Origin of the sequence: Veillonella magna (genome assembly GCF_959600285.1) — a bacterium.
GTDB lineage: Bacteria > Bacillota > Negativicutes > Veillonellales > Veillonellaceae > Veillonella_A > Veillonella_A magna.
Map to the genome: position 1 here is coordinate 21,041 of NZ_CAUGKU010000012.1, position 17,133 is coordinate 38,173.

Annotated in this window: 32 protein-coding genes; all 32 read right to left on the reverse strand. The window is 44.3% G+C overall.

The genetic code is table 11. The features are described 5' to 3' along the window. Positions 1–33: 33 nt before the first annotated feature. The 32 genes from truA to rplD all read right to left on the reverse strand — a co-directional run bounded on the left by truA (position 34) and on the right by rplD (position 17,108). Positions 34–804, reverse strand: coding sequence for a tRNA pseudouridine(38-40) synthase TruA (gene truA, locus Q5873_RS07640; protein WP_028254660.1), 771 nt, complete (start codon positions 802–804; stop codon positions 34–36). Then, a complete protein-coding gene (locus tag Q5873_RS07645; RefSeq protein WP_288301527.1) occupies positions 801–1,601 on the reverse strand; it encodes an energy-coupling factor transporter transmembrane component T family protein in 801 nt (266 codons plus the stop codon). Before Q5873_RS07645 ends, truA begins: the two co-directional genes overlap by 4 nt. Then, a complete protein-coding gene (locus tag Q5873_RS07650) occupies positions 1,591–2,466 on the reverse strand; it encodes an energy-coupling factor transporter ATPase (protein WP_303060233.1) in 876 nt (291 codons plus the stop codon). Before Q5873_RS07650 ends, Q5873_RS07645 begins: the two co-directional genes overlap by 11 nt. Next, positions 2,457–3,281: an energy-coupling factor transporter ATPase gene (locus Q5873_RS07655; protein WP_303060268.1), complete on the reverse strand. Its 825-nt coding sequence runs from the start codon at positions 3,279–3,281 to the stop codon at positions 2,457–2,459. The genes Q5873_RS07650 and Q5873_RS07655 overlap by 10 nt, the downstream gene beginning before the upstream one ends. Positions 3,282–3,694: 413 nt before the next feature. Further along, positions 3,695–4,030 (reverse strand): 50S ribosomal protein L17, encoded by a 336-nt coding sequence (gene rplQ / locus Q5873_RS07660; RefSeq protein WP_028254664.1) that lies wholly within the window; start codon positions 4,028–4,030, stop codon positions 3,695–3,697. A 14-nt stretch (positions 4,031–4,044) separates the two neighbouring features. Further along, the gene (locus tag Q5873_RS07665; protein ID WP_028254665.1) at positions 4,045–5,046 is read right to left on the reverse strand and encodes a DNA-directed RNA polymerase subunit alpha; all 1,002 of its coding nucleotides are present in this window, start codon (positions 5,044–5,046) and stop codon (positions 4,045–4,047) included. An 82-nt stretch (positions 5,047–5,128) separates the two neighbouring features. Continuing rightward, positions 5,129–5,518: a 30S ribosomal protein S11 gene (gene rpsK, locus Q5873_RS07670; protein ID WP_028254666.1), complete on the reverse strand. Its 390-nt coding sequence runs from the start codon at positions 5,516–5,518 to the stop codon at positions 5,129–5,131. A gap of 17 nt (positions 5,519–5,535) precedes the next feature. Then, complete coding sequence (rpsM, locus tag Q5873_RS07675; RefSeq protein WP_028254667.1) at positions 5,536–5,904, reverse strand: 30S ribosomal protein S13; 369 nt, start codon at positions 5,902–5,904, stop codon at positions 5,536–5,538. A gap of 22 nt (positions 5,905–5,926) precedes the next feature. Next, a complete protein-coding gene (gene rpmJ, locus Q5873_RS07680; RefSeq protein ID WP_007391661.1) occupies positions 5,927–6,040 on the reverse strand; it encodes a 50S ribosomal protein L36 in 114 nt (37 codons plus the stop codon). Positions 6,041–6,064: 24 nt separating this feature from the next. Beyond that, on the reverse strand, positions 6,065–6,283 hold the full coding sequence (gene infA / locus Q5873_RS07685) for a translation initiation factor IF-1 (RefSeq protein ID WP_004695147.1): 219 nt from the start codon (positions 6,281–6,283) through the stop codon (positions 6,065–6,067). A 24-nt stretch (positions 6,284–6,307) separates the two neighbouring features. Beyond that, a complete protein-coding gene (map, locus tag Q5873_RS07690; RefSeq protein ID WP_205088364.1) occupies positions 6,308–7,078 on the reverse strand; it encodes a type I methionyl aminopeptidase in 771 nt (256 codons plus the stop codon). A 3-nt stretch (positions 7,079–7,081) separates the two neighbouring features. Continuing rightward, complete coding sequence (locus Q5873_RS07695; RefSeq protein WP_028254669.1) at positions 7,082–7,645, reverse strand: adenylate kinase; 564 nt, start codon at positions 7,643–7,645, stop codon at positions 7,082–7,084. 12 nt (positions 7,646–7,657) lie between these two features. Continuing rightward, positions 7,658–8,920, reverse strand: coding sequence for a preprotein translocase subunit SecY (secY, locus tag Q5873_RS07700; RefSeq protein ID WP_288301525.1), 1,263 nt, complete (start codon positions 8,918–8,920; stop codon positions 7,658–7,660). A 1-nt stretch (position 8,921) separates the two neighbouring features. Beyond that, complete coding sequence (rplO, locus tag Q5873_RS07705) at positions 8,922–9,362, reverse strand: 50S ribosomal protein L15 (RefSeq protein ID WP_028254671.1); 441 nt, start codon at positions 9,360–9,362, stop codon at positions 8,922–8,924. 22 nt (positions 9,363–9,384) lie between these two features. Beyond that, positions 9,385–9,564 carry a 50S ribosomal protein L30 gene (gene rpmD, locus Q5873_RS07710; protein WP_028254672.1) on the reverse strand — a complete coding sequence of 60 codons (180 nt, stop codon included), beginning with the start codon at positions 9,562–9,564 and terminating at the stop codon, positions 9,385–9,387. A 15-nt stretch (positions 9,565–9,579) separates the two neighbouring features. After that, positions 9,580–10,080: a 30S ribosomal protein S5 gene (gene rpsE / locus Q5873_RS07715; protein WP_288189983.1), complete on the reverse strand. Its 501-nt coding sequence runs from the start codon at positions 10,078–10,080 to the stop codon at positions 9,580–9,582. A gap of 18 nt (positions 10,081–10,098) precedes the next feature. After that, entirely contained in the window at positions 10,099–10,461 is a 363-nt protein-coding gene (gene rplR, locus Q5873_RS07720) for a 50S ribosomal protein L18 (RefSeq protein WP_028254674.1), read from the reverse strand. Between the two features lie 31 nt (positions 10,462–10,492). Further along, positions 10,493–11,038, reverse strand: coding sequence for a 50S ribosomal protein L6 (gene rplF / locus Q5873_RS07725; protein ID WP_028254675.1), 546 nt, complete (start codon positions 11,036–11,038; stop codon positions 10,493–10,495). A gap of 24 nt (positions 11,039–11,062) precedes the next feature. Then, positions 11,063–11,461: a 30S ribosomal protein S8 gene (gene rpsH, locus Q5873_RS07730; protein ID WP_028254676.1), complete on the reverse strand. Its 399-nt coding sequence runs from the start codon at positions 11,459–11,461 to the stop codon at positions 11,063–11,065. 26 nt (positions 11,462–11,487) lie between these two features. Next, entirely contained in the window at positions 11,488–11,757 is a 270-nt protein-coding gene (gene rpsN / locus Q5873_RS07735; RefSeq protein WP_028254677.1) for a 30S ribosomal protein S14, read from the reverse strand. A 17-nt stretch (positions 11,758–11,774) separates the two neighbouring features. Beyond that, on the reverse strand, positions 11,775–12,314 hold the full coding sequence (gene rplE, locus Q5873_RS07740; protein ID WP_028254678.1) for a 50S ribosomal protein L5: 540 nt from the start codon (positions 12,312–12,314) through the stop codon (positions 11,775–11,777). Positions 12,315–12,338: 24 nt separating this feature from the next. Continuing rightward, positions 12,339–12,665: a 50S ribosomal protein L24 gene (rplX, locus tag Q5873_RS07745; RefSeq protein ID WP_028254679.1), complete on the reverse strand. Its 327-nt coding sequence runs from the start codon at positions 12,663–12,665 to the stop codon at positions 12,339–12,341. Between the two features lie 17 nt (positions 12,666–12,682). Continuing rightward, positions 12,683–13,051: a 50S ribosomal protein L14 gene (gene rplN / locus Q5873_RS07750; protein WP_006555663.1), complete on the reverse strand. Its 369-nt coding sequence runs from the start codon at positions 13,049–13,051 to the stop codon at positions 12,683–12,685. A 24-nt stretch (positions 13,052–13,075) separates the two neighbouring features. Then, positions 13,076–13,336: a 30S ribosomal protein S17 gene (rpsQ, locus tag Q5873_RS07755; RefSeq protein WP_028254680.1), complete on the reverse strand. Its 261-nt coding sequence runs from the start codon at positions 13,334–13,336 to the stop codon at positions 13,076–13,078. A 39-nt stretch (positions 13,337–13,375) separates the two neighbouring features. After that, the gene (gene rpmC, locus Q5873_RS07760) at positions 13,376–13,576 is read right to left on the reverse strand and encodes a 50S ribosomal protein L29 (protein WP_028254681.1); all 201 of its coding nucleotides are present in this window, start codon (positions 13,574–13,576) and stop codon (positions 13,376–13,378) included. Continuing rightward, complete coding sequence (rplP, locus tag Q5873_RS07765; RefSeq protein WP_028254682.1) at positions 13,566–14,003, reverse strand: 50S ribosomal protein L16; 438 nt, start codon at positions 14,001–14,003, stop codon at positions 13,566–13,568. Before rplP ends, rpmC begins: the two co-directional genes overlap by 11 nt. Continuing rightward, positions 14,003–14,671 (reverse strand): 30S ribosomal protein S3, encoded by a 669-nt coding sequence (gene rpsC, locus Q5873_RS07770; protein WP_288189984.1) that lies wholly within the window; start codon positions 14,669–14,671, stop codon positions 14,003–14,005. The genes rplP and rpsC overlap by 1 nt, the downstream gene beginning before the upstream one ends. An 18-nt stretch (positions 14,672–14,689) precedes the next feature. Further along, a complete protein-coding gene (rplV, locus tag Q5873_RS07775) occupies positions 14,690–15,025 on the reverse strand; it encodes a 50S ribosomal protein L22 (protein WP_028254684.1) in 336 nt (111 codons plus the stop codon). 16 nt (positions 15,026–15,041) lie between these two features. Further along, on the reverse strand, positions 15,042–15,323 hold the full coding sequence (rpsS, locus tag Q5873_RS07780; protein WP_028254685.1) for a 30S ribosomal protein S19: 282 nt from the start codon (positions 15,321–15,323) through the stop codon (positions 15,042–15,044). Positions 15,324–15,346: 23 nt separating this feature from the next. Then, positions 15,347–16,177 (reverse strand): 50S ribosomal protein L2, encoded by an 831-nt coding sequence (gene rplB, locus Q5873_RS07785; RefSeq protein ID WP_028254686.1) that lies wholly within the window; start codon positions 16,175–16,177, stop codon positions 15,347–15,349. 23 nt (positions 16,178–16,200) lie between these two features. Then, the gene (gene rplW, locus Q5873_RS07790; RefSeq protein ID WP_028254687.1) at positions 16,201–16,485 is read right to left on the reverse strand and encodes a 50S ribosomal protein L23; all 285 of its coding nucleotides are present in this window, start codon (positions 16,483–16,485) and stop codon (positions 16,201–16,203) included. Beyond that, on the reverse strand, positions 16,485–17,108 hold the full coding sequence (gene rplD / locus Q5873_RS07795; RefSeq protein ID WP_028254688.1) for a 50S ribosomal protein L4: 624 nt from the start codon (positions 17,106–17,108) through the stop codon (positions 16,485–16,487). Before rplD ends, rplW begins: the two co-directional genes overlap by 1 nt. Positions 17,109–17,133 lie beyond the last annotated feature (25 nt).

The window sequence follows — 17,133 nt, forward strand, 5'->3', positions numbered from 1 at the left end:
GTGTCCTCCTTATAAGCTAACATCTTCATCCCCTTATAATTCAGACACTACCACATCCAGCCGAACGCTGTCAAAAAATATTTCTTCTAAACAAAGGCCTTGTGCCGGCGCTGTTTTTCCCAGTTTACGACGATCCTTAGCTGCCAGTAGTTCCGGTATACGTCCCGGCTCCACCTTCCCCAAACCTACATCAACCAAGAGGCCCGCAATATTTCGTACCATATGATACAAAAATCCATCGCCAACTACATGCAACGTAATGTGCGGTCCGTTCTGTTTAACGGCCACACGAAATAATGTCTTAACCGGATTCGCCGGTGTTGAGTTGGCACCTTGCAAAGAAGTAAAGTCGTGTGTGCCTTCCAATAGCCGCGCAGCTTCACGCATGCGCTCTACGTCTAACGGCTTTTTCACATGCCAATGGTAACGCATGCCCAGCGGATCCTGCACGCTGTCGTTATGAATGGTATACACATATTCCTTACCCAGAATACGCCACCGAGGCCGCCAATCCAAAGGAATCTCTTCTGCTCGTCGTACTACGATATACGGTGGCAAGTGCGCAATTAACGCCCTCGTTAAATTTTCTACGGGAATTCGCCCTTCTGTAAAAAAGGTAATGACCTGAAACTTTGCATGCACTCCCGCATCAGTACGCGACGCACCATATATACTGATTGACTCATTGCATACTTTACTCAGTGCTTCTTCCAAGCAACCTTGCACCGTCACATCATTTGCTTGCCTCTGATAGCCACACAGCTCGGTACCATCATAGGCCACAATCAATCGAATGTTCCTCATACGAACCACCGCATAACGATTAAGAGTAGAGTAACGCCTATGATACATGCCATGCCGATGTAATCATAGCCGGTAATCACCAGTTCCTTCATGCGAGTTCGATTTTCGCCACCGCGATAGCAACGAGCTTCCATAGCCACAGCTAGCTCGTCGGCCCGACGAAAGGCACTGATGAAAAGAGGTACTAATAAAGGAATCATATGTTTCGCCCGTTTGACTATGCTGCCCGTTGTAAAATCTGCGCCGCGTGACTCTTGTGCCTTCATAATACGATCGGTTTCCTCCAATAAGGTAGGAATAAATCGCAAAGCAATGGTCATCATCATAGCCAACTCGTGCGCTGGTACACCAAACCTCTTGAATGGTGCCAATAAGTGTTCAATCCCGTCAGTCAATCGAATCGGCGATGTAGTATATGTCAATAGCGATGAGAATACGATAAGAAATACTAAACGCGCGGCCATCATGGATCCCATGCGCACACCTTCTTCGGAAATGTGAAGCCATCCGTATTGCCACAACATAGTCCCCGGCGTTGTAAATACGTGAATTCCCATAGTAAATACGATAATAATCCATAATGGTTTAATTGATGTCCAAACCAATCGCCAAGGCAATCGTGATACAGCCAACGTTACAATCGTGAAGCCGGCTACTACCGCATAGGATGCTACGGTTTCCGCTAAGAAAATAGCCACAATAAAAATCATAGTCGCTAAAATCTTCGCACGCGGATCCATTTTATGAATAAAGGATTGTCCCGGGAAATACTGCCCAATAGTAATATTACTCAGCATGGTGTACCTCCTGTTCCTTCAAAGCCTTTTCAATAGCCATTACCGCATCGTCCACATTTCGAACTTCCGTAGAAACCGGTAATCCGCGATGCTTCAATGTTTCCATCAATACAGACACCGGGGGCACATCCACACCTGCTTTTTGTAACTCTTCACGGTGATGCATAAATATGGTCAGCGGTTCGTCATCTAAAATAACATGACCGCCGTCTAATACGATGAGGCGGGTCGCCATTCGAGAAATATCTTCCATGTTATGAGACACCAATGCTACCGTAATGCCCTTCTCTTTATGCAGACGAATGATTTCATCAAAAATTTCTTCACGACCAAACGGATCAAGTCCAGCCGATGGTTCATCCAAGATTAAGTATGATGGGTTTAACGCTACGACGCCGGCAATCGCTACTCGTCGCATCTGTCCTCCGGATAAATGAAACGGTGAGCGCTCCGCATATGTATCATAGTCAAGACCGACAAACTTCATTGCTTCGCGTACGCGCTCGTCTACCTCTTCTTCTGACAATCCTAAATTGCGAGGTCCAAATGCAATATCTTTAGCAATTGTTTCTTCAAAGAGTTGATGCTCCGGATACTGAAAAACCATGCCCACCGTATGGCGCATATTGCGCGCCTCTTCCGTTTTATCTGCTAAATCAACATCATTGACTGTTACCTTTCCCGAGGTGGGATGGAGTAAGCCATTTAAATGTTGCACCAATGTTGACTTACCCGAACCGGTATGACCGATGATGCCCAGGAATTCACCTTCATGAATTTCTAATGTTATACCGTCCAGTGCTTTTTTTTCGTATGGCGTATGAGCACCGTATACATATGATATGTTGTCCAAAACTATCGACATAGCACATCTCCTAATTCTTCATTCGTAATAATACCTTTCGGTAACGCATGACCTCTCTTTATCAACTCCGAAGCAACTTCAGCTGCCACCGGCACATCCAGTCCCAACTGCTTTAACGTATCTACCTGTTCAAAAATCTGACGCGGTGTACCTTCTTGTAGCTTAACTCCATTCTTCATTACCACGATACGATCAGCTACAGCAGCTTCCTCCATAAAATGAGTGATATAGACAACCGTAATACCTTCTTCCTTATTCAGACGTCGTACTGTGTCGAGTACTTCTTTTCGTCCTCGTGGATCCAACATAGCCGTAGGCTCGTCTAAAATAATACACTCCGGCTTCATCGCCAATACACCGGCAATAGCAATCCGCTGCTTCTGCCCACCGGACAATAAATGTGGTGCATGAAGTGCATATTGACTCATATTGACAGCCTTCAACGCTTCATCTACGCGACGTCTGATTTCACTTGGTTCAATGCCAAGATTTTCCGGTCCAAATGCCACATCCTCTTCAACAACAGCAGCAACAATTTGATTATCCGGATTCTGAAATACCATGCCCACATGTTGACGTATATCCCAAATGTGCGCCGGATCCTGTGTATCCATTCCCAAAACTTTAACGGTTCCTTCACTGGGCGTGAGTAACACATTAAAATGCTTGGCCAATGTACTTTTGCCACTACCGTTAGTGCCGATAATCGCTACAAACTCGCCTTTATATATAGTTACATCTACATCCTTGAGGGCATGAACAGGATTTCCCATTTCATCGGTATACACATGACTCATATGCGATACGTCAATCATAACCTCTTTATCTATCTTATATTCGCAAAAAGAGTCACTATTTTTTATAGTCTGTATCGGCTTCGTATTACTCGCTTCCTCTTGATAGTTAGTCTGCTTTTCTTCTTGATAGCTAATTTTCTGTTCTTCTCGGCAACCGACTTCTTTCTTGCCTCGATGACTTATATTTCTTTGTTTGGTATCTCGCTTTCCCATCAATGCATCCTCACATAGTTTTTAGATTAACAAAACAACTATACACCGTTTTCATAATAAATGTCCATACTTCGTTAACCTAATAAAAATTTGTAGGTTAACCAAGTACATACATTTCTTTCATTATAGCAAAGACAGAACCTCTGCAAAAATAATTTTTATACAGAATAAAAAGCGGTGCTGCCATAGAGCAACACCGTTTATTATGTGTATAATTACTAGACTAACTCGATAATAGCTTGCGGAGCGGCATCGCCTTTGCGAAGACCAGTTTTAATTACACGAGTGTAACCACCCTGGCGCTCAGCATATTTCGGAGCAATTTCGTCAAATAATTTTTTAACAACATCTTCGTCCATGAGGTATGCGAGAACCTGACGACGAGCGTGAAGATCGCCGCGTTTAGCCAAAGTAATCATCTGATCAGCCAAGCCGCGCAATTCTTTAGCTTTAGCTTCAGTGGTCTCAATACGATCATATTGGAAGAAAGATGTTAACATTCCGCGGAACAAAGCCTTACGCGCGGAGCTGTCTCGGCCTAATTTTCTGTACATTAGTCATCCTCCTCTTATTCGCTTTTTTTCTTGAGAGAGAAGCCGCCCAACGGATGGTTTTGAAGCTTTTCTTCAATTTCATCGATGGATTTCTTACCCAAGTTACGGACCTTACCTAAGTCCTCAACGGATTTATCAAGCAAATCCGCAATAGTATTAATGCCTGCACGTTTCAAGCAGTTATATGCACGTACGGATAATTCCAAATCATCAATTGGAATCTTGGACGGGCCGTCATCTTCAACGACTTCTTCCGTATCCGTAGATACCACTTCACCTTCGTATTCATCAGTACCAAGATTAATCGTATCAACGGAATGTGCCAATTTAGTGAAGTTGCCCAAGTAGCTAATCATGATAGCTGCTGATTTTGCTACCGCATCTGCTGCGGTAATGGAGCCATCAGTCCAAACTTCGAGCGTAAGCTTATCGAAGTCCATTTCATTACCTACACGTACATCGCCAACTTCATATTTTGCTCGAAGAATCGGCGAGAAAATAGAATCAATCGGAATACGACCGATTACATCGTCTTCTCTCTTATTCTTCGTGGACGGCACATAGCCCTTACCACGATCTATGCGCACATCCATTACCAGATGAGCCACCTCATCCATAGTAGCAATTACGAGCTCAGGATTTAAAATTTCAACCTCTGGTGGAAAATGAGGAATCAAATCACCAGCAGTTAAAACTCCGTTCTTCTGGATATCGATGTGAACATCCAACGGAACCTGTGCTTCGCTTTCGAGGCGAAGGCACAGTTGTTTGAGGTTAAGGATTATATCCGTTACGTCTTCGCGAATTCCCGGGATGGTAGAGAACTCATGAAGAACACCTTCGATTTTTATGGAAGTGATAGCCGCTCCATCCAAGGACGAAAGTAAAATCCGACGCAAGCTATTACCGAGAGTAATACCATAGCCACGATCCAACGGTTCGCACACGAATTTACCGTAGCGACCGTCGTCGCTCATATCAACTTTCTCGATTTTGAGTTTTTTTTCTTCGCTCATCAGGATAATCCTCCTATAAAAAACGCCCCATAAGTATAGTATATCACAGCAACCATCTTAAACACAGTCGCCAATCGATAAATTATACGCGACGACGTTTCGGAGGACGGCAACCGTTGTGCGGAATCGGAGTAACATCTTTAATACTGTTAACTTCCAAACCAGCAGCCTGCAATGCACGAATAGCTGCTTCGCGGCCTGCACCCGGACCTTTAACGAATACTTCAACCTGACGTAAGCCATGTTCCATAGCTGCTTTAGCAGCCTGTTCGGCAGCCATCTGAGCAGCAAACGGAGTGCTCTTACGGGAACCACGGAAACCAAGACCACCGGCAGATGCCCAGGAAAGCGCGTTACCGTTGATATCGGTGATGGTTACGATAGTGTTATTGAATGTGGAGCGAATATGCGCTGCTCCGGACTCAATATGTTTCTTTTCTTTTCTTTTGCTTCTTACAACTTTCTTAGCCACGCTGTATCCCTCCTTTATTATTTCTTCTTACCGGCGATTGCTTTTCTAGGACCCTTGCGAGTACGAGCATTCGTCTTAGTACGCTGTCCGCGGCATGGTAAACCCATACGATGACGCTTACCGCGATAGGAGTTGATTTCAATCAAGCGCTTAATGTTGAGAGCTTCTTCACGGCGAAGGTCACCTTCTACTTTGTATTCTTCGTCGAGAAGACCACGAATCTTAGCTACTTCGTCTTCGCTTAAATCGCGAACACGAGTATCCGGGTTAATACCGGTCTTTGCCAAGATTTCCTTGGAAAGCGTCAACCCAATACCGTAAATATATGTCAAACCAATTTCAACACGTTTGTCACGTGGTAAATCTACACCGGCTATACGTGCCATCTATTCATCCACCTCCTATCAATTAACCTTGTTTCTGTTTATGTTTCGGATTTTCGCAAATTACCATTACACGGCCTTTGCGTTTAATGATTTTGCATTTTTCGCATATCTTTTTAACTGATGGTTTAACCTTCATAAGTACCTCCTTTGTGGCGCGCGCTTATTTGAAGCGATAGGTAATGCGACCACGATTTAAGTCATATGGTGTCAGTTCCATAGTAACTTTATCACCGGGAAGGATACGAATAAAATTCATACGCATTTTACCTGACACATGGGCAAGCACTATATGTCCATTTTCAAGTTCTACTTGGAACATGGCATTCGGCAATGCCTCAACTACCGTACCTTCCACTTCAATAACGTCTTCTTTTGACATATCATTATTCCTCCGGTTACCTGGTTATCGTATTAACCGCGGTTCATCACGCATAGTTAATATTTCAGGGCCGTTTTCCGTAACAACCACTGTATGTTCAAAGTGAGCCGCCGGTTTACCGTCAAGAGTAACGGCAGTCCAATCATCTCCGAGAACTTCCACTTCGTATGTTCCCATCGTAATCATCGGCTCGATACACAGCACCATTCCCGGTTTTAGGATGGGGCCATGCCCCGCAGGGCCATAGTTAGGAATCTGCGGATCTTCGTGCATTTCACGACCAAGGCCATGACCAACGAAATCGCGCACAACTCCAAATCCGAATTTTTCACAATACGACTGTACCGCATGCGATATATCTCCGACTCTGTTACCAACGACGGCCTGTTCAATGCCTTTAAAGAGGCTTTCTTCCGTAACCTTGAGCAACTGGTGCACCTTCGGTTTTACATGACCGATAGGCACAGTCACACAAGAATCACCGTGATACCCGTTAACAGATGACACTAAGTCGATACTCAAAATGTCACCATGCTTAAGCTTGCGCTTAGCACTTGGAATACCATGTACAACCTCTTCATTAACAGACGCACAAATCGTTGCGGGGAACCCATAGTAACCCTTGCAGCTCGGCACACCGCCGTGGCTGCGAATATATTCTTCGGCAATCTGATCTAACTCAAGCGTCGTAATGCCCGGTTTAGCTGCTGCTATTAGTTGGGTCAGCGTATCTGCTGTAAGTCGGCATGCCTGACGGATATACTCTATTTCATTCTGCGATTTTAAAATAATCATTGATTATTTCTCCAACGCCTTAACGATATCTGTAAATACTTGGTCCACATCCTGTAATCCGTTAATTTCCACATACAAACCGCTATTGCGATAGTAGTCAATTAACGGTTTTGTGGATTCTTCGTATACAGCAAGACGTTTCTGTACTGTTTCCGGTTTATCATCATCACGATTTTCAAGACGTGCACGTTCACTGATGCGTCGTACCAGTTCGTCAGAAGGAACATTGAGGTTCACAACGGCATCAAGAACAATTCCCATTTCTTTTAAAATGGCATCCAAGGAAACTGCCTGCGCAGTCGTACGCGGAAAGCCATCAAGGATGAATCCTTTTTTGCAATCATCCTTGCCCAAACGTTCGCGAACGATGCCGACAGTAACACTGTCCGGCACTAATTGACCGGCATCCATATACTTCTTAGCCTCAAGTCCAAGAGGGGTACATTCCTTCACCGCAGCGCGGAACATATCTCCGGTTGAAATTTGAGGGATACCATATTTTTCAATTAAACGAACTGCCTGAGTGCCTTTACCTGCACCCGGAGGTCCCATTAATAAAATGTGCATCTTGTTTCCCTCCTACTTCACGAAACCTTTATAATGTCTGGTTAAAACTAACGATTCAACCTGCTGCATTGTATCAAGTGCAACACCAACTACGATAAGAAGGGCGGTACCACCAAAGTAGACCCCTTCGATACCAGTAATGCCACCGATGAAGTTCGGCAAAATGGCAATGAATGCTAAGAAAATAGCACCGGCAAACGTAATACGAGTCATAACCCGATCTACGTAATCAGCAGTAGGTTTACCCGGGCGAATACCTGGGATAAATCCACCGTATTTTTTCATATTATCTGCCATATCCGTAATGTTAATCGATATTGCCGTGTAGAAATAGGTGAACATAAATATCAGCACAGCATAGAGAACTGTTTGTATCGGCGTCCCCCAAGTAAAATAGTTAGCAATAGATTTGACCCAGTCAACCTGAACGAACTGCGCTAACGTTACCGGGAACATCAAAACGGATGACGCAAAGATAATGGGGATAACACCTGCCTGATTGACTTTAAGAGGCAGGAAAGTCGAATGACCACCGTACATCTTCCGACCTACCACGCGTTTCGCGTACTGGATAGGAATGCGGCGCTGGCCTTGAGTAACCGCTATTACAAATACAACCATTGCAATAGCGATAATAGCAAACAAAATTGCTTGGAAAATGTTAATCGTTCCTACCTGTAAGTACTGATAAATAGTACTGAATCCGGATGGGAAACGAGCAACGATACCGGCAAAAATGATAAGAGAAATACCATTGCCGATGCCATGTGCGGTGATTTGTTCACCAATCCACATCAAGAGGCAAGTACCTGCTGTCAAGATAATGGAAATCACGATAACCGATAACATACTATTATCGATCAATGCATTGTTGGCGCGCAATGCGTAACTCATCCCAAAGGCTTGAATAAAGCCGAGGATGACCGTACCATAACGCGTAACCTTCGCAATTTTTTTTCGTCCCTCTTCGCCGTCTTTACTCCACTGTTCAAAGGTCGGAACAACTGCAGTCAAAAGCTGCATAATAATCGACGCATTGATGTATGGAGTAATACTCATAGCGAATACAGAGAATTTACTGAGCGCACCGCCGGCAAATAGATCTAATAGACCAAATAAACCGCCCGCGGTAAATAAGCTTTCAATAACCGAAGCATCTACGCCGGGAACCGGGATGTGAACGCCTGCCCTGAACACGATAAACATAAGTAACGTATAGGCTACCTTGTTACGAAGCTCCGTTATTTTGAGGATGTTCGAGAGGCCTTCTAGCACCCTAGATCACCTCTACTTTTCCGCCTGCTGCTACGATTTTTTCTTCGGCAGATTTAGTAAAGCCGTTAGCGATAACGGTTAATTTCTTTTCCAAAGTACCGTTACCAAGGATGCGGATACCGTCGCGTACATTCTTGAGAATGCCTGCTTCAATAAGAGCTACCGGATCAACGGTTGCACCGTCTTCAAAACGGTTCAACTGAGATACGTTAACTTCTGCGTATTCTTTTGCAAATACATTTTTGAAGCCGCGTTTCGGTAAACGACGATAAAGAGGCATCTGGCCGCCTTCGAAACCGGAGCGAACGCCACCGCCGCTACGGGAGTTCTGACCTTTCTGTCCACGACCGGATGTTTTACCTAAACCGGAACCAAGACCACGACCTACACGAGTTCTGGTTTTCTTGGAACCAGCTGCAGGAGTTAATTCATGAAGTTTCATTCAGTGCACCTCCTTATCTATCTTACACTTCTTCTACAGTAACTAAATGTCTAACTTTGTGAAGCATACCCTGAATTTGCGGGGTAACGTCTTTCACTACCTGAGAGTTAGTCTTTTTCAAGCCCAAAGCTTTTACTGTCGCACGCTGATCTTCCGGGCGACCGATCAAGCTTCTGGTCAATGTAATCTTTACCTGTGCCATTACAGTCAATCCCCCTTAGTTGTAAATTTCAGCTACAGTTTTACCACGAAGAGCTGCTACATCTTCAACGCGTTTAAGCTGTGCCAAACCTTCGAGCGTTGCGCGAACCATGTTGTTCGGGTTAGAAGAGCCGATAGATTTAGTAAGGATATTACGTACACCTACCAATTCCAATACGGCACGAACCGGGCCACCTGCAATAACGCCAGTACCTTCAGCTGCCGGTTTTAAGAATACGCGGCCTGCACCGAATGTACCTGTAACAGTGTGAGGAATGGTACCGTTCTTAATAACAACGTGGATAAGGTTTTTCTTAGCATCATCAATGCCCTTACGAATAGCTTCCGGAACTTCCGCAGCTTTACCCAAACCAACGCCTACATGTCCGTTGCCGTCACCGACAACAACGAGTGCGCTGAAGGAAAAACGACGACCGCCTTTTACAACTTTGGCTACGCGGTTGATGAATACTACTCTTTCTTTTAAGTCAAGACTGGTGTAGTCAATTCTCGCCATGTCTCAAGTTCCTCCTTCTTAGAATTTCAAGCCTGCTTCACGAGCACCTTCTGCAAGGGCCGCTACACGACCATGATAAATATAACCGCCACGGTCAAATACTACTGTATCAATACCTTTAGCGAGAGCACGTTTTGCAACTAATTCACCAACGGCTTTAGCTGCTGCAACGTTACCGCCGTAGGTTAAGTTTAATTCTTTATCAAGAGAGCTGGCAGCCACCAAGGTGTTGCCTGCTACGTCATCGATTACCTGTGCGTAAATATTGCTCAAAGAACGATATACATTCAAACGCGGACGTTCTGCCGTACCGGAAATGTGACGACGAAGACGAAGATGGCGTTTTGCTCGAGCAATGTTTCTAGTGGATTTACGAGCCAAGGTTGTCACTCCTTTCTATTACCTGTTGATATTATTTACCTTTAGCGCCGGCCTTACCAGCCTTACGACGAACGAATTCGCCTTCATAGCGGATACCTTTGCCTTTGTACGGTTCCGGTTCTCTCCATTTGCGGATATTAGCCGCAACAGCGCCTACGATTTCTTTATCAGCACCGGATACTACAATTTTATTCGGAGCCGGTACATCAACGGTAATACCTTCCGGAGATTCCATTTCTACCGGATGGGAGAAGCCAAGAGTCAGCACGAGCTTGTTGCCCTGTTTTGCCGCTCTGTAACCAACGCCGTTAATTTCTAAAGTTTTGCTAAAACCGGTTGCTACGCCTGTCACCATGTTAGCAACAAGAGCGCGAGTCAAGCCGTGTAAGGAACGATGAGCTTTGTCATCGCTCGGACGAGTTACTGTAATTACATTACCTTCTACAGTAATATTCATGTCCGGATGCAATTCGCGAGATAATTCGCCTTTAGGACCTTTAACAGTCATTACGTGGTTTTCGTAAGTAACTGTAACGCCTTCCGGGATCTCGATAGGCATTCTACCGATACGTGACATTATTTCTACCTCCTATTGCTCTGATTACCATACGTAAGCGATTACTTCGCCGCCAAGACCTTCTTTACGAGCCTGTTTGTCGCTCATAACGCCTTTAGACGTTGAAATAATTGCGATACCCAAACCGCCCAATACGCGAGGAAGTTCTTCCTTCTTAGCGTATACGCGTAAACCCGGTTTGGAGATACGTTTAATACCGGTAATTACTTTTTCGTTATTGGAACCATATTTCAATGTAACTTTTAAATTCGTGTGTTTACCGTTTTCAACGGTTTCAACGCTCTTTACGAAACCTTCTTCTTTAAGGATTTCCAGAACGGCTGCTTTCATCTTAGAAGACGGAATTTCAACCGTTTCATGAAGCGCTGCGTTTGCATTACGAATACGTGTAAGCATATCCGCAATCGGATCGGTCATTACCATATTCTAAAAACCTCCTCCCGTAATCATTACCAACTGGCTTTTTTAACGCCAGGAATCTGTCCTTTGTATGCTAATTCACGGAACGCAATACGGCTAATACCGAATTTACGCATGTAACCATGCGGACGACCCGTTAAATTGCAACGATTGTGCAAGCGAGTAGGAGATGCATTTGCCGGAAGTTGGGATAATGCTTCATAATCCCCTGCTGCTTTCAACGCTTCGCGCTTAGCTGCATATTTAGCAACCATTTTTGCGCGTTTCTTTTCACGTTCGATCATAGACTTTTTAGCCATCTATCTGTTCCTCCTAATTATTTTTCAAAAGGCATACCGCAGAGTCTTAAGAGTTCGCGAGCTTCTTCGTCATTTTTAGCGGTGGTAACAACGATAATATCCATACCGGTTACGCGTTCTACCTGATCATATTCAATTTCAGGGAAGATGAGCTGTTCTTTAAGACCCAATGCATAGTTACCGCGACCATCAAATGCAGTTGCGCTTACGCCACGGAAGTCACGTACACGAGGTAATGCCACATTGATTAATTTATCGAGGAATTCATACATGCGTTCGCCGCGAAGGGTTACTTTCGTACCCAATGCCATACCTTCACGCACTTTGAAGTTAGCGATAGATTTTTTAGCTTTGGTGATTACAGGTTTCTGACCAGCGATAATCGTAAGATCATTAACAGCTGCTTCCAATGCTTTAGCGTTGCCGACTGCGTCGCCTACGCCGATATTAATAACGACTTTTTCAATCTTAGGAATTTCCATTACATTTTTGTACTGGAATTTCTCCTGTAAAGCCTGACGAATTTCAGAAGTGTATTTTTCGTTTAAACGAGACATGTTTACATAGCCCTCCTTTCCCTATTATTTATCGAGTACAGCGCCGCTCTTAACAGCTGCACGCACGAAAGAACCATTCTGTTCAACTTTCTTAATACGGGTCGGCTGTTTCGTTTCCGGATCAAGCACCATTACGTTGGATACATGAATACCGGCTTCTTTAGTGATAATGCCGCCCTGTGGGTTAGCCTGAGACGGTTTCGTATGACGTTTTACAAGGTTAAGACCTTTAACGAATACGCGTTCCTTCTTAGGTTCTACAGCGATAACTTCGCCTTGCTTCCCTTTTTCTTTACCGGAGATAACAACAACTGTATCGCCTTTTTTAATGAGAAGATTCTTCTGGGACATCGTCGCGTTCCTCCTTCTTATAATACTTCCGGAGCGAGGGAGATAATCTTCATGAAGTCTTTTTCACGAAGCTCACGAGCTACCGGTCCAAAAATACGAGTACCGCGCGGGCTCTTATCATCTTTGATAACTACCGCAGCGTTTTCATCAAAACGGATATAGGAACCATCCTGACGACGGATACCTTTCTTAGAACGAACAATAACGGCTTTAACTACGTCGCCTTTCTTGACAACGCCACCGGGTGATGCATCTTTTACAGAAGCAACGATTACGTCACCGATATTGCCGAATTTACGGTAAGAACCACCCAAAACCTGGATGCACATAATACGTTTTGCACCAGTGTTGTCGGCAACATTCAAAATTGTTTGTTGCTGGATCATCGTTTTTCCTCCTTACATCACTGATTATTTCTGTCTTTCAAGAATTTCGACAACTCTCCAACGTTTATCTTTGGAAAGCGGACGAGTTTCTACAATTTTAACTACGTCGCCGAGCTGGCATTCATTATTTTCATCATGAGCTTTAAAGCGTTTGCTTGTTACCATCGGCTTGCTATATAATGCGTGCGGCACTTTACGTTCTACAGACACAACGACAGTCTTGTCCATTTTGTCACTTACAACTTTGCCTACACGGACTTTGCGTACATTTCTTTCTTCTGCCACGACCTTTAGCCTCCTTTTCAATCCGTACAAAACCTGTTATTAAGCGTTTTCGTTAAGCTCAGCTTCACGCTGTACCGTTTTGATACGAGCGATTGTCTTCTTAACTTCGCGAATACGCATCGGATTTTCTAATTGACCAGTTGCGAGCTGAAAACGGAGGTTAAACAACTCTTCCTTAAGTCCGGAAACCTTTTGTTCCATTTCGGCAGCGCTCATGTTGCGAATGTCTTTAACCTTCATTTACGTCACCACCCAATTCTTTACCCTTAACAACGAACTTAGTTTTGATCGGAAGCTTGTGGCCAGCAAGACGCATAGCTTCACGAGCTACTTCTTCGGAAACGCCGTCCATTTCAAACATTACACGGCCCGGTTTTACTACTGCAACCCAGTATTCCGGAGAGCCTTTACCGGAACCCATACGAGTACCAGCCGGTTTAGCAGTGATTGGTTTATCCGGGAAAATCTTTATCCAAACTTTACCGCCACGTTTAATGTAACGAGTCATTGCAATACGGGCAGCTTCGATCTGACGGTTAGTAATCCAAGATGGCTCTAATGCTACGAGACCGAATTCACCGTGAGCAACTTTATTACCACGCATTGCGCGACCTTTCATACGACCGCGGAACTGTTTACGATGTTTTACGCGCTTTGGAATAAGCATTAGTTGTCACCTTCTTCCTTTTTAGCAGGTGCCTGTTTTGCCTCCGGCAATACTTCACCTTTGTAAATCCATACTTTTACGCCGATACAACCATAGGTAGTATGAGCTTCTGCTGTACCATAGTCGATATTTGCACGTAAAGTATGAAGAGGAATACTACCTTCACGATAGGATTCGCTACGAGCGATTTCGGCACCGCCGAGACGACCGCTTACCATAACCTTAATACCGTTAGCACCGAGGCGCATTGTACGGCCTACAGCCTGTTTCATAGCACGACGGAAACCAATACGGCGTTCAAGCTGACCAGCAATGTTTTCTGCAACAAGTACAGCATCCATATCAGCCTGTTTGATTTCAGCGATGTTAACATCGATTTGTTTGTCAGTAAAACGTTTTAATGCCTTGCGGATATCTTCGATACCAGCACCGCCACGACCGATTACCATACCCGGTTTAGCCGTATGAATTACCAACTTAATACGTTTATTTGTACGCTCAATTTCAATGCGGGAAATTCCTGCAATGAAAAGGGTTTTCTTCAAGAAGTTACGAATCTTCACGTCTTCATGAAGGTTTGCAGCGTAATCTTTATCAGCATACCATTTTGCGTCCCAATCTTTTACGATACCGACACGCAAACCATGGGGATTAACTTTCTGACCCACTATATTTCCCTCCTTCTATTAAGCTCTTTCTTTAACAACAACTGTTACGTGGCTAGAGCGTTTCAAAATTTTGAAAGCCTGTCCACGGGAACGAGGATGAATGCGTTTCATTGTCGGACCCTGATCAACGAAGATTTCGGATACATAAAGATTGTCTACATTCATATCAAAATTGTGTTCTGCATTTGCTACAGCAGAGCGCAATACTTTTTCTACTACATCGGCGCCAACTTTCGGAGTGAACTTCAAGATGGCAAATGCTTCGCCGATATTTTTGCCGCGTACCAAATCAGCAACAATTCGGATTTTACGAGGCGCGATACGTATATGTCTAGCGATTGCTTTTGCTTCCATTACTTAATTCCTCCTATTACTTGCTGCCGGTGGTTTTTTCGCTCTTAACATGACCTTTGAAAGTACGAGTCGGAGCGAATTCACCTAATTTATGACCTACCATATCTTCTGTAATAAATACAGGCACGTGTTTGCGACCATCATGAACAGCAATCGTGTGGCCAACAAAGCTCGGGATAATAGTAGATGCACGGGACCAGGTTTTTACAACTTTCTTATCATTAGTTTCGTTCAAAGCTTCTACTTTCTTGAGAAGAGATGCTGCGACGAAAGGACCTTTTTTTATCGATCTGGACACTGTCTTATCTCCTTCCTCTTATCCTATTTTGTACGACGTTTAACGATCAAGCTGTTAGAAGCTTTTTTCTTGTCGCGAGTTTTAACACCATGTGCCGGTTTACCCCAAGGTGTAACAGGATGTTTACGACCAACAGGAGACTTACCTTCACCACCGCCATGCGGATGATCACACGGGTTCATAACAACACCGCGGTTGCCTGGACGAACGCCCATCCAACGATGACGACCAGCTTTACCAATGGTAATGTTTTCATGATCGATGTTACCTACAACACCTACCGTTGCACGGCAGTTGATGTGCACACGACGAAGTTCACCGGACGGCAAACGAAGAAGTGCATAGGAACCTTCCTTAGCCATGAGCTGAGCGGAAGTACCTGCGGAACGAACGATCTGACCACCTTTGCCAATCTTCATTTCGATGTTGTGTACCTGAGTACCCAAAGGAATGTTAAGAAGCGGTAAGCAGTTACCAGGTTTAATATCAGATTCCGGACCACTGAATACAGTGTCACCAACCTGTAAGCCTTGCGGAGCAAGAATATATCTCTTTTCACCGTCAGCGTAGTTCAAAAGAGCGATGCGAGCACTACGGTTCGGATCGTATTCAATTGTAGCTACTTTTGCCGGGATATTATCTTTCGTACGTTTGAAGTCAATAACACGATATTGACGTTTATGACCGCCACCCTGGTGACGTACAGTCATTTTACCGGTGTTGTTACGACCGCCTGTCTGAGAAACCTTAGCGAGCAAGGATTTTTCAGGTTTGCTTGCAGTAATTTCCGCAAAGGCAGATACAGTCATAAACCGGCGACCAGCGGAGTACGGTTTAAATGATTTAATTGCCATTATGGGGCCTCCTTACTAGACTCTTAAACACCTTCAAAGAATTCGATGGTTTCGCCGGCCTTCAAGGTTACGATAGCTTTTTTATAATCACTGCGTTTACCCTGGTTACGACCCATGCGTTTTACTTTACCAAGAACTCGGATAGTAGCTACTTTATCTACTTTCACATTGAAGATCTTTTCTACAGCTTGACGGATCTGCACTTTATTAGCAGTCAAAGGCACACGGAATGTGTATTTACCTTCTTCCATAAGCAAGGTAGTTTTTTCAGTAATGATCGGACGAATAAGAACATCGCGTAATTCCATTATGCGAGCACCTCCTCAATCTTGGCTACCGCACCTTCCGTGATGAAGAGCTTGTCATAGTGAAGAAGGTCGAAAATATTTAAGCCTTCACACCCTAAAGCTTTTACACCCTGAATGTTACGAGCGGAACGTTCCACATTGATATCACCTTCGGTGATAAAGAGAACTTTGGCATCACCAGTATTAAAATTATTGAGAAGATTCAATACTTCTTTAGTTTTCGGTGCTGCCATTGTCAATTCGTCGAGAACGATTAATTCATTGCTGTTTACCTTATCGCTAAGAGCAGATTTAACCGCAAGACGTCTAGCCTTACGAGGCATAGCTTTATAATAGCTGCGCGGCTGCGGACCAAATACGGTACCACCGCCAACCCATAACGGGCTACGAGTAGAGCCTACGCGAGCACGGCCAGTACCTTTCTGCTTCCAAGGTTTTCTGCCGCCACCACGAACGAGGCCTCTGGTTTTAGTTGCGTGTGTGCCGAGACGTTCGTTAGATAACTGACGAACTACGGCCTGATGCATAACGGCTTCATTAACTTCTACGCCGAATACTGCATCATTTAACTGTATTTCACCGACTTTAGCGCCGGACATATTGTATTTTGCTACTGTTGGCATTAGAGCTCCTCCTTTCGACAATTAG

Bases quoted from the DNA above. Each gene is read 5' to 3' on its own strand.
- truA (WP_028254660.1), bottom strand. From the start codon at position 804: ATGAGGAACATTCGATTGATTGTGGCCTATGATGGTACCGAGCTGTGT.
- Q5873_RS07645 (WP_288301527.1), bottom strand. From the start codon at position 1,601: ATGCTGAGTAATATTACTATTGGGCAGTATTTCCCGGGACAATCCTTT.
- Q5873_RS07650 (WP_303060233.1), bottom strand. From the start codon at position 2,466: ATGTCGATAGTTTTGGACAACATATCATATGTATACGGTGCTCATACG.
- Q5873_RS07655 (WP_303060268.1), bottom strand. From the start codon at position 3,281: ATGATTGACGTATCGCATATGAGTCATGTGTATACCGATGAAATGGGA.
- rplQ (WP_028254664.1), bottom strand. From the start codon at position 4,030: ATGTACAGAAAATTAGGCCGAGACAGCTCCGCGCGTAAGGCTTTGTTC.
- Q5873_RS07665 (WP_028254665.1), bottom strand. From the start codon at position 5,046: ATGAGCGAAGAAAAAAAACTCAAAATCGAGAAAGTTGATATGAGCGAC.
- rpsM (WP_028254667.1), bottom strand. From the start codon at position 5,904: ATGGCACGTATAGCCGGTGTAGATTTACCACGTGACAAACGTGTTGAA.
- rpmJ (WP_007391661.1), bottom strand. From the start codon at position 6,040: ATGAAGGTTAAACCATCAGTTAAAAAGATATGCGAAAAATGCAAAATC.
- infA (WP_004695147.1), bottom strand. From the start codon at position 6,283: ATGTCAAAAGAAGACGTTATTGAAGTGGAAGGTACGGTAGTTGAGGCA.
- map (WP_205088364.1), bottom strand. From the start codon at position 7,078: ATGATTATTTTAAAATCGCAGAATGAAATAGAGTATATCCGTCAGGCA.
- Q5873_RS07695 (WP_028254669.1), bottom strand. From the start codon at position 7,645: ATGCACATTTTATTAATGGGACCTCCGGGTGCAGGTAAAGGCACTCAG.
- rplO (WP_028254671.1), bottom strand. From the start codon at position 9,362: ATGAAACTTCATGAATTAACTCCTGCAGCTGGTTCCAAGAAAACCAGA.
- rpmD (WP_028254672.1), bottom strand. From the start codon at position 9,564: ATGGCACAGGTAAAGATTACATTGACCAGAAGCTTGATCGGTCGCCCG.
- rpsE (WP_288189983.1), bottom strand. From the start codon at position 10,080: ATGGCGAGAATTGACTACACCAGTCTTGACTTAAAAGAAAGAGTAGTA.
- rplF (WP_028254675.1), bottom strand. From the start codon at position 11,038: ATGTCACGTATCGGTAGAATGCCTATCGAGATCCCGGAAGGCGTTACA.
- rpsH (WP_028254676.1), bottom strand. From the start codon at position 11,461: ATGGTAATGACCGATCCGATTGCGGATATGCTTACACGTATTCGTAAT.
- rpsN (WP_028254677.1), bottom strand. From the start codon at position 11,757: ATGGCTAAAAAGTCTATGATCGAACGTGAAAAGAAACGCGCAAAAATG.
- rplE (WP_028254678.1), bottom strand. From the start codon at position 12,314: ATGTCTCGTTTAAACGAAAAATACACTTCTGAAATTCGTCAGGCTTTA.
- rplX (WP_028254679.1), bottom strand. From the start codon at position 12,665: ATGTCCCAGAAGAATCTTCTCATTAAAAAAGGCGATACAGTTGTTGTT.
- rplN (WP_006555663.1), bottom strand. From the start codon at position 13,051: ATGATCCAGCAACAAACAATTTTGAATGTTGCCGACAACACTGGTGCA.
- rpmC (WP_028254681.1), bottom strand. From the start codon at position 13,576: ATGAAGGTTAAAGACATTCGCAACATGAGCGCTGCCGAAATGGAACAA.
- rplP (WP_028254682.1), bottom strand. From the start codon at position 14,003: ATGCTTATTCCAAAGCGCGTAAAACATCGTAAACAGTTCCGCGGTCGT.
- rplV (WP_028254684.1), bottom strand. From the start codon at position 15,025: ATGGAAGCAAAAGCAATCGCTAGACATATACGTATCGCGCCTCGTAAA.
- rplB (WP_028254686.1), bottom strand. From the start codon at position 16,177: ATGGCAATTAAATCATTTAAACCGTACTCCGCTGGTCGCCGGTTTATG.
- rplW (WP_028254687.1), bottom strand. From the start codon at position 16,485: ATGGAATTACGCGATGTTCTTATTCGTCCGATCATTACTGAAAAAACT.
- rplD (WP_028254688.1), bottom strand. From the start codon at position 17,108: ATGCCAACAGTAGCAAAATACAATATGTCCGGCGCTAAAGTCGGTGAA.